Source organism: Mesorhizobium sp. M7D.F.Ca.US.004.01.2.1, from assembly GCF_003997785.1.
Classification (GTDB): domain Bacteria; phylum Pseudomonadota; class Alphaproteobacteria; order Rhizobiales; family Rhizobiaceae; genus Mesorhizobium; species Mesorhizobium loti.
The window spans coordinates 45,314-53,127 of the sequence record NZ_RZRQ01000007.1; the positions used below are offsets into that span (position 1 = coordinate 45,314).

Below are 7,814 nucleotides of genomic sequence, written 5' to 3' on the forward strand. Positions count from 1 at the left end.
GCCAGCCTCCGCGACGCTTCGAGACCGTCACTTGCGCAATTGCGCCTCGATCTCGTCGAGGATCTTGTCCTTGCCGATGCCGGTGAGGAAGGCGAGGCCTTTGATGACCGGCTTGGTCACCGAAGCGGAGATCGGAGTGGTGGCGACGATGAAGTCGACATTGTCGGCCAGTCCCGGCACTTCGGTGGCCTTTGCCTGCTGGGCATTGAAGGTGAGGCCGCGCTTCTTCATTTCCTCGGTGACGGCGACGTTGACCGCGGTCGAGGTGGCGATGCCCGTGCCGCAGGCAAAGAGAATGGTTTTCTGTCTGGACATCTCTGCTTCTCCTTGTTTCAGCCGAGTACGGCTCGCACGTCGTCGAGGGTTCTGGCCGACCTCAAGCCGTCCAAGGTTTGCGGATTCTGGATGATGGCCATGACGGCCTGCAGCGCCTCAATCTGCTTGTCCTTGTCATTGATGGCAAGCAGGAAGACAATGCCGACCGGCAGCATCTCGTCGGGGTCTTCCATGTTGGCGAAGGTTACCGGTTGTTTCAATGTGCCCATCGCGATGCCCGGCTTCAGCACATGCTTCGGATCGGTGTGCGGTACCGCGACATTGTCGGGGCGCTCCAGCGGCAGTCCTGTCGGGATGGTCAATTCGCGGCGCACGACCGCGTCGGCATAGGAGCTTTTGACATAACCAAGCATCTCGAGCCGGCCCGCCAGGATGCGGATGATCTCCTCATTGGTCGATGCATCGGATCCGAGCACGATCGCTTCGGGATCCAGAAGCTGCATGAGGCCGTCAGGCATTTCTTTGCTCCGTCGATGAAATCGTGCGCCCGTGAAGGGCGCACGATCGGTTCAAACGCAAGGCGCTATCAAGTTCAGACCGTCTCTTCGGCCGGCTCGTCCTCGGCGCCCGCGGCCCGTTCCCAGCCGAGCGGATTGCGGCGGTAGAGGACAAACAATGCCGCGATGACCACCGCGATCACGATGATGCCGACAAGCCCCATTCCCTGGATCGCCTCGATGATCACGTAAGGCACCCACAGGAAGCCGTCGACCACCGAGGTGATCTGCAGCGCATCCGCCGGCAGCTTGAAGCCCGATGCGACGGCAGCACTGGTGAACAGCGGCGCCAGCGCGTTGGCGACGTAGAAGCCGATGGCCAGCGTCACCGTGCCGATCACCACCATGCGGAACACATTGCCTTTGACCAGAGGCGCGGTCATGGCGACGATGAAGGGAATGACCGCCAGGTCGGCGAACAGGATGACGCGGTTGCCTGGCAGGATGATGGACAGGATGATCGCGATCGGCACCAGGATCAGCGACGACGAGATCGCGGCCGGATGGCCGATCAGGATCGCCGAATCGAGGCCAACAAGCAGCTCGCGGTCGCCGGTGCGCTTGCGTACGAACGCCTGGGCTGCGTCGGAAACCGGGAGCAGGCCCTCCATCAGTATCTTGACCATGCGCGGCAGCAGCAGCATGACCGCCGCCAACGTCATGCCGGTGCCCAGAACCTTTGCCAGCACCACGCTGAGATCACCCGCATTGTAGAAGGCGATCGCGCCGAGCACGAGGCCGATGATCAGGCCCATCACGACAGGTTCTCCGAACACGCCGAACCTGCGCTCGATCGTATCGGTGTTGATGTTGATGCGGTTGATGCCGGGAATGCGGTCCATGATCCAGTTGAGCACAATGGCGATCGGCAGGATCTGCGCGGAGGCAAGGTGCGGCACGGAAATGCCGGGCACGCCGTAGAATTGCTGCACCGCGCGTGCCGACCAGTCGGCGAAGAGCAGCGACAGCGCGGCGACAAGTGCTGCGACCGCGATGCCATAGGCCAGATTGTCTGTCGCGGCGACGACCAGTGAGCCGACAAAGGCGAAATGCCAGAAATTCCAGACGTCGACATTGAGCGTGCGCGTCATGCGTGTCAGCAGCAGCACGATGTTGACGAGGATGCCGACCGGAATGACCCACAGGCCGACCGATGAGCCGAAGGCGATCGCCGCGGCCGAAGGCCAGCCCACATCGATGATGTCGCGATGGATGCCGGTGTTGGTGACGATGGCCTTGGCAACGTCTCCGATCGACGTGAACATGAGGCCAAGCACGAGATTGATGCCGATGAAGGCGACGCCGATGGTGACGGCGGCGCGAAAAGCCTTGCTGATCTTGGCGCCCAGAACCACGGCGATGATAAAAATGACGATCGGTAGCAGGATCGTTGGGCCGAGCGTGTCGATGGCCCCTTTGAGGCCCGCGAGAACAGTATCCATTATTCCTCCCCTGGAGCCCCCGAGCCTTCGCTCGACGCCTCGCAATGATGCTCCATCCAGCCTTTGACGCCACCCTGGCGCAAAGACACTCCCCAGTCCGCCGCGAGGCGCATGCTCTCTGATCTGTCGATGAACATTTGCCTTTGTTGGCGAACGAATGTTTTATTGTGGCTGTTCACGACAATGTCAATTGGCAACCCTTTGTGCCAATCGCCCGGGACGAATGTCCCTTGTTCGGGCGATTTCGCTGGAAAATGCCGGTCGCCAACGGTTTCGTTGGCAAATGGAGCCGGTTCCCTGCTATCCGACCATAATCACGAAGCTGTGGACATTCCTGCATGACCAATGTCGCCCTGACCGGCCTTGCCCGCGATCTCGCCAGGCGTGCCGCCGAGGGCCGCCCTGTGCGCATCGGCGTCATTGGCTCGGGCGAGATGGGCACCGATCTGGTCACGCAAGGCATGCTGATGCCGGGCATTTCGGTCTGCGCCGTCTCGACACGCCGCCCGCACACCGCGCGCGATGCCATCCGCATCGCCTATGGCGATGAAGCCATGGCGGTCGAAGCCGACACCGCGTCGAAAGTTACCGGCGCCATAGAGAGTGGCAAGATCGCCATCACCTCCAACGAGATGCTGGTCACCAATCCGTTGATCGACGTCGTCATCGACGCCACCGGCAAGCCGGGTGTCGCCGCCGATTTCTGCCTGTCGGCGATGGAGCACGGCAAGCATCTGGTGATGATGAACGTCGAGGCCGACGTCACCATCGGCTGCTACCTCAAACAGCAGGCTGACCGGCTTGGCGTCGTTTATTCGGTGGGTGCTGGCGACGAGCCGTCGAGCTGCATGGAGCTGATCGAGTTCGCGTCGGCGCTCGGGCTAACCATCGTCTCAGCCGGCAAGGGCAAGAACAACCCGCTCAACCACGATGCCGTGCCCGATGACTATCGCGAGGAAGCGATCCGCCGCAACATGAACCCGCGCATGCTGGTCGAGTTCGTGGATGGCTCCAAGACCATGGTCGAGATGTGCGCTATCGCCAACGCCACCGGGCTCGTGCCCGATGTGCCCGGCATGCACGGCCCCAAGGCCGACCGCGACGATCTCGCCAAGGTGCTCATTCCGCGTGAGGATGGCGGTCTGTTGCTGAAGAAAGGCGTCGTCGACTACACGGTCGGCAAAGGCGTCGCGCCCGGCGTCTTCGTCATCGTCGAGGCGACGCATCCGCGCATCATCGAGCGCATGGACGATCTGCATATCGGCCACGGTCCTTACTACAGCCTGTTCAGGCCCTATCATCTGACCTCGCTGGAAGTGCCGCTGACCGCCGCCCGCATCATGCTTTTCGGCAAGCCTGACATGGTGCCGCTGCCAAGGCCGGTGGCCGAGGTGTGCGCCGTCGCCAAGCGCGACCTTGCCGCCGGCGAGACCTTCGATGCGATCGGCGAGACCTGCTATCGTTCCTGGACCATGACTGTCGGCGAAGCCCGTGCCCGGCGCGCCGTGCCGGTCGGCCTGCTCGAGGGCGGCAAGGTGCTGAAACCGGTCAGGAAAGGCGAATTGCTGACCGCCGACAATGCGTCACCCGATCAGACGACGAGGCTGTTCGCCTTGCGCCGACTCCAGGATGAGATGCTTTACGGGGCAAGCTGAGGATTTACTTCCCCAGCTCGACAGACCGCAACCGCGCCGCCTCGACTGCCCGGGTCAGCAGATTGGTCAGCCGGTCCTCGCCCATCAGCACCTCCAGCGCCGCCGCCGTCGTCCCCTTGGGACTGGTCACTTGCTGGCGTAGCACGCCCGGCTCCTCGCCGCTTTCGGCGGCGAGCGAGGCAGCGCCGTAGACGGTCTGCATGGCGAGCAGCTTGGCGGTTGCCGTCGGCAGCCCAGCCCTCTCGGCTGCCACGGTCAGCGCCTCGATGAAATGAAAGATATAGGCTGGCCCCGACCCCGACACGGCGGTCACCGCATCCATCAGGCCCTCGTCATCGATGGTGGTCACCTCGCCGCTCGCCGACAGCAGGTCGGCGACGAAACGCTTGGTGTCTTCGGAAACCAGCCTATTGGAGAACACCACCATCATGCCTTTGCCGATTGCTGCCGGCGTGTTGGGCATGCAGCGCACGATCGGTGTGCGGCTGCCCAGGATTTCCTCGAAGGTAGCGGCAGGCGTGCCGGCGGCGATGCTGACGAAGGTGGTGCGGCCATCTGCGAAGCGCTTGTAGGCGGCGGTGACGTCGCGGATCACCTGCGGCTTCACCGCGATGACGACGAGATCGGGCACGGCATCGGCCGGAATGCTACTGGCATCGGTTGATGTCGCACAGCCCAGCGTTGCCGCGCGATTGCGCAGATCGGCATTGGGCTCGACCACGAAAACCGCCGACGGCGCGAGCTTGCCGGATTTCAGCCAGCCTGAGAGCATGGCGTAACCCATATTGCCGCAGCCGGCGAGAACAAGCCTGATCGTCATCGAAAGCCCTCCGAAGGAAGGCCATCACATAGACGCTAGCGCTTCGCTGGGGAAGCCCTGTCAGGACGGACGGGAAGATTGCGCATCGTGATCGGGATCACGCACCGCCATCGGTCGCAGCGAGACTTGCCTGAGGCCAAGCACGCCGAGCACGAAGAACAGCCAGACCGGGTCGCCGCGATGGAAGAAGAAGCTTTCGAGGAAAGCGTTGAGCGCCGTGAACAGCACCACCATCATGAAGAAGTCGCCGAGAAAGATGTTTTCCCTGCGCAGCGGAATGCGCATGTAGTCGCGCAGCGGCGCGATGAGGAAGGTGTAGACCGCCACGCAAAGTGCCGGAATGCCCATCAGCACGGCGATGTCGAGATAGCCGTCATGGCCGTGCACGATGGTTCTGATGTCCCAGGGCCGGTCGAAGGGCTGGTCCTGATTGAGCAGCAGCGGCGTTCCCCAGAAGCTCTCATAGCCGTAGCCGGTCCATGGCTTCTTCGCCAGCATGCTGCCGGCAAACTCCCACAGCGTCGTGCGGCCGGTGTAGGTCATGTCGGGAAAATAGATTGCCGCCAGATGTTTCACCGGCGGCAGGAAGACGATGCCCAGCGTGCCGACCGCCGTGGCGATGATCGCTAGCGCAAACAGGATCGGCGTGCCGAGCCGCATGCCTATCAGGCTCGGGAACATCACGATCAGGATCGAGAACGGCACCAGGCCAGCTGTTGTCTTGGAGCCGGTGTGCAGCATGAAGATCATCGCCGCGAGGAAGATCCCGGCGCCCCAGTAGCGCTGCCCGCGCCGGTAGAGATAAAGACCTGCGAAGCTGAGGCAGGCCATGATCGGGCCGGCGATGTTCTTGTGGGTGAACACGCCGCGCCACAGGCCGGCATGTTCGGGCTCCTGTGAGTCGGCGGTGTGCATCGCTTCGTGCGGAAAGATGATGAGGCCGAGATAGGAAAGGCCTATGACCGCGACGGCGGTGAAGATGATGACTTTTGAGAAGGCCTCGGCGTCGCGCGGCAGCACCAGGATCGTCGCCATCGTCAGGATGCCGATCAGCGTGAAGGAGGCGGCACGCATGGCCGAGGGCGGGTCGGTTGCCAGCACCACCGACAGGAAAAAGAAGCCCAGCATCAGCATCCAGGATGGGCTGAGCAGCGAGCGCACTACGCGCGGATCGGCAAAAGCCATCAGCGAGAAGATCGACATGGCGCCGAGCGAACTGAAGCCAAGCTGGTTGACGATGTCGCCGCCTTGACCGGTGAGCTCGGCGCCGGCCGGCTGGAACGGCCGGAAGGACACCATGATGACGGTGAACAGCAGCGCGGCAATGGCAGTGGCCACGCCTTCGCGCGTGAACGCGGCGCTGAGCGGCGCGCGCTCAGTTTTTCTCAGGCTGGCGGTATTGCTCATTGGCATATCCGAATTCGGCCAGCACGCGGCCTAGCGCCACATGAACGGGGTAGATGGCGATCGCCGGCGATCCGGTTCGCGCCAGCCGCATCAGGCCGCGAAACGGCGAGGCGGCAAGCAGCACCAGGCTCTTCAGCAACACCTTGACGCCGGCCAATGGCGTGCCGGCGCGCTTCTTCTTTTCGACCAGTGTCGAGATGACGCCGTTGCGCAGGCTGCGGGCACGGATCCAGTCGGCCTCGACACGCCGGGCCGGAACGGTTTCTTGCACTTGCGCTTCAGCGCACCAGCCAAGCACGAAACCGCGCTGCGCCGCCCGGCTCAGGAAATCGGAATCGCCGCCGCCCATGAAGTTGAACTTCAGATCGAGAAAGGGCGGACCCATGGCGATCAGCACGTTGCGCCCGACCAGAAGATTGCCGGACGAATAAAGCGCAGGCACGCGCCCTGTTTCCCGGTAGGGAGGCGCGAACACCGGATGCTCGGCCCATCGCGCATGTGCGGGATCGGCAAACACGGGCACCTGCGGGCCGCCGACAATATCGGCGCCGAGCGTCTCGGCTGCCGTGCACATCCGTTCCAGCCACCGCGGATCGGCGATCTCGTCGTCGTCGATGACCAGCAGATGCCTGAAGTTCGGGAATTGCAGGATCGCTGTCTGCCAGCCGGCATTGTAGGCGCTGCAATTGCCGCGCTCCTGCGCAATGATGACCAGACCTGACATCTCGCCGCGCTCGAACAGCGGCACTGCCGCCTTGGCGCCAGCCCGCGCTTCGGCTTCGTTTTCCATGACGATGACGGCAAAGCGCCTGCCGGTTTGCTGCGCACGTAACGACGCCAGCGTTTCCAGCACCTGCTCGGGCCGCTTGAAGGTCGGCAAGGTGACGACCGCTTCGACGGCCTCGAGGTCAAGCCGCGGCGAGCGTCCAGCGATCGATACCGAACCGTCCGATGGCAAAGGGATCATCCGTGTCCAGCCACATGGTGAGTTGGGTTCTGGTAGCACCCCGGTGATAAGGTTTCGTTAATCACCTTGCACGGAGAAGCCCGCCAGGCAGGGGCTTTCGGTCGTCGAATGTGCTCGCTTAATCAAGGGTTCACCGCACTTTGCTACCGGCTACACCACTGGATAGGTGAGATGCATCTGCTGTTCGCCACATCGATCGTGCCCGACGGCGCTCTCGCCTCGGGCTACGAGATCGCCAACGCTGCGATCATCGCTGCCTTGCGGCGCGCTGGCGCGCGCGTCACCGTCATCGGCTTCACCTGGCCGGGGAGACCCGCGGCCGATCCCGAAAACACCGTGGTGCTGGGTGCGATCGACGTGCGCACGGACAATGCCTCTGCACGGCAAAAGCTGGCCTGGGTCGGCAAGGCGCTGCTTTCGGGCCTCACATTTGCGTCGGTCAAGTTGCGCGCGGTGTCCGAAGGCGATGTACTTGCTGCTGTCGAGCGCACCGGCCCGTTTGACGGCTACGTGTTGAATTCCGTGCAGTTCGCCGGTGCCTTTGAAAAGCTGTTCGCTGACCGGCCTTCGATCTTCGTTGCCCACAATGTCGAGCATCTTTCGGCGCAGGAGAATGCCGCTGCGGCCGGAAGCCTCTTCCAGCGCCTGTTGTTCCGCCGCGAGGCGAGGTTGCTCAAGACCGTAGAAGAA

The 7,814-nt window shown here is 63.0% G+C and carries 7 protein-coding genes and 1 pseudogene; 2 read left to right on the top strand and 6 right to left on the bottom strand.

The window, feature by feature from the left end; all coding sequences use genetic code 11:
* Nucleotides 1–27 precede the first annotated feature (27 nt).
* The 3 genes from EN993_RS03135 to EN993_RS03145 all read right to left on the bottom strand — a co-directional run bounded on the left by EN993_RS03135 (nucleotide 28) and on the right by EN993_RS03145 (nucleotide 2,275).
* A complete protein-coding gene (locus EN993_RS03135) occupies nucleotides 28–315 on the bottom strand; it encodes a PTS sugar transporter subunit IIB (RefSeq protein WP_056583361.1) in 288 nt (95 codons plus the stop codon).
* A 17-nt stretch (nucleotides 316–332) separates the two neighbouring features.
* Nucleotides 333–794, bottom strand: coding sequence for a PTS sugar transporter subunit IIA (locus EN993_RS03140; protein WP_127262351.1), 462 nt, complete (start codon nucleotides 792–794; stop codon nucleotides 333–335).
* Between the two features lie 74 nt (nucleotides 795–868).
* Entirely contained in the window at nucleotides 869–2,275 is a 1,407-nt protein-coding gene (locus tag EN993_RS03145) for a PTS transporter subunit IIC (protein WP_109670291.1), read from the bottom strand.
* A 338-nt stretch (nucleotides 2,276–2,613) separates the two neighbouring features.
* On the opposite strand from EN993_RS03145, the gene EN993_RS03150 reads away from it, so the two are divergent.
* Complete coding sequence (locus EN993_RS03150; RefSeq protein ID WP_127262352.1) at nucleotides 2,614–3,930, top strand: NAD(P)H-dependent oxidoreductase; 1,317 nt, start codon at nucleotides 2,614–2,616, stop codon at nucleotides 3,928–3,930.
* A 4-nt stretch (nucleotides 3,931–3,934) separates the two neighbouring features.
* Here EN993_RS03150 and proC read toward each other — a convergent pair whose 3' ends face one another.
* From proC to EN993_RS03165, 3 genes are read right to left on the bottom strand one after another with little or no spacing between them, the layout of a single operon-like run.
* Nucleotides 3,935–4,750 carry a pyrroline-5-carboxylate reductase gene (gene proC, locus EN993_RS03155; protein ID WP_109670284.1) on the bottom strand — a complete coding sequence of 272 codons (816 nt, stop codon included), beginning with the start codon at nucleotides 4,748–4,750 and terminating at the stop codon, nucleotides 3,935–3,937.
* Nucleotides 4,751–4,810: 60 nt separating this feature from the next.
* On the bottom strand, nucleotides 4,811–6,157 hold the full coding sequence (locus EN993_RS03160) for an O-antigen ligase (RefSeq protein WP_127262353.1): 1,347 nt from the start codon (nucleotides 6,155–6,157) through the stop codon (nucleotides 4,811–4,813).
* On the bottom strand, nucleotides 6,126–7,124 hold the full coding sequence (locus EN993_RS03165; RefSeq protein WP_109670280.1) for a glycosyltransferase: 999 nt from the start codon (nucleotides 7,122–7,124) through the stop codon (nucleotides 6,126–6,128). The genes EN993_RS03160 and EN993_RS03165 overlap by 32 nt, the downstream gene beginning before the upstream one ends.
* Nucleotides 7,125–7,295: 171 nt before the next feature.
* On the opposite strand from EN993_RS03165, the pseudogene EN993_RS03170 reads away from it, so the two are divergent.
* Nucleotides 7,296–7,814 (top strand): annotated as a pseudogene (locus EN993_RS03170) (glycosyl transferase); the annotation flags it as partial.

Bases quoted from the DNA above. Each gene is read 5' to 3' on its own strand.
- EN993_RS03165 (WP_109670280.1), bottom strand. From the start codon at position 7,124: ATGATCCCTTTGCCATCGGACGGTTCGGTATCGATCGCTGGACGCTCG.
- EN993_RS03150 (WP_127262352.1), top strand. From the start codon at position 2,614: ATGACCAATGTCGCCCTGACCGGCCTTGCCCGCGATCTCGCCAGGCGT.
- EN993_RS03160 (WP_127262353.1), bottom strand. From the start codon at position 6,157: ATGAGCAATACCGCCAGCCTGAGAAAAACTGAGCGCGCGCCGCTCAGC.
- EN993_RS03145 (WP_109670291.1), bottom strand. From the start codon at position 2,275: ATGGATACTGTTCTCGCGGGCCTCAAAGGGGCCATCGACACGCTCGGC.
- proC (WP_109670284.1), bottom strand. From the start codon at position 4,750: ATGACGATCAGGCTTGTTCTCGCCGGCTGCGGCAATATGGGTTACGCC.
- EN993_RS03140 (WP_127262351.1), bottom strand. From the start codon at position 794: ATGCCTGACGGCCTCATGCAGCTTCTGGATCCCGAAGCGATCGTGCTC.
- EN993_RS03135 (WP_056583361.1), bottom strand. From the start codon at position 315: ATGTCCAGACAGAAAACCATTCTCTTTGCCTGCGGCACGGGCATCGCC.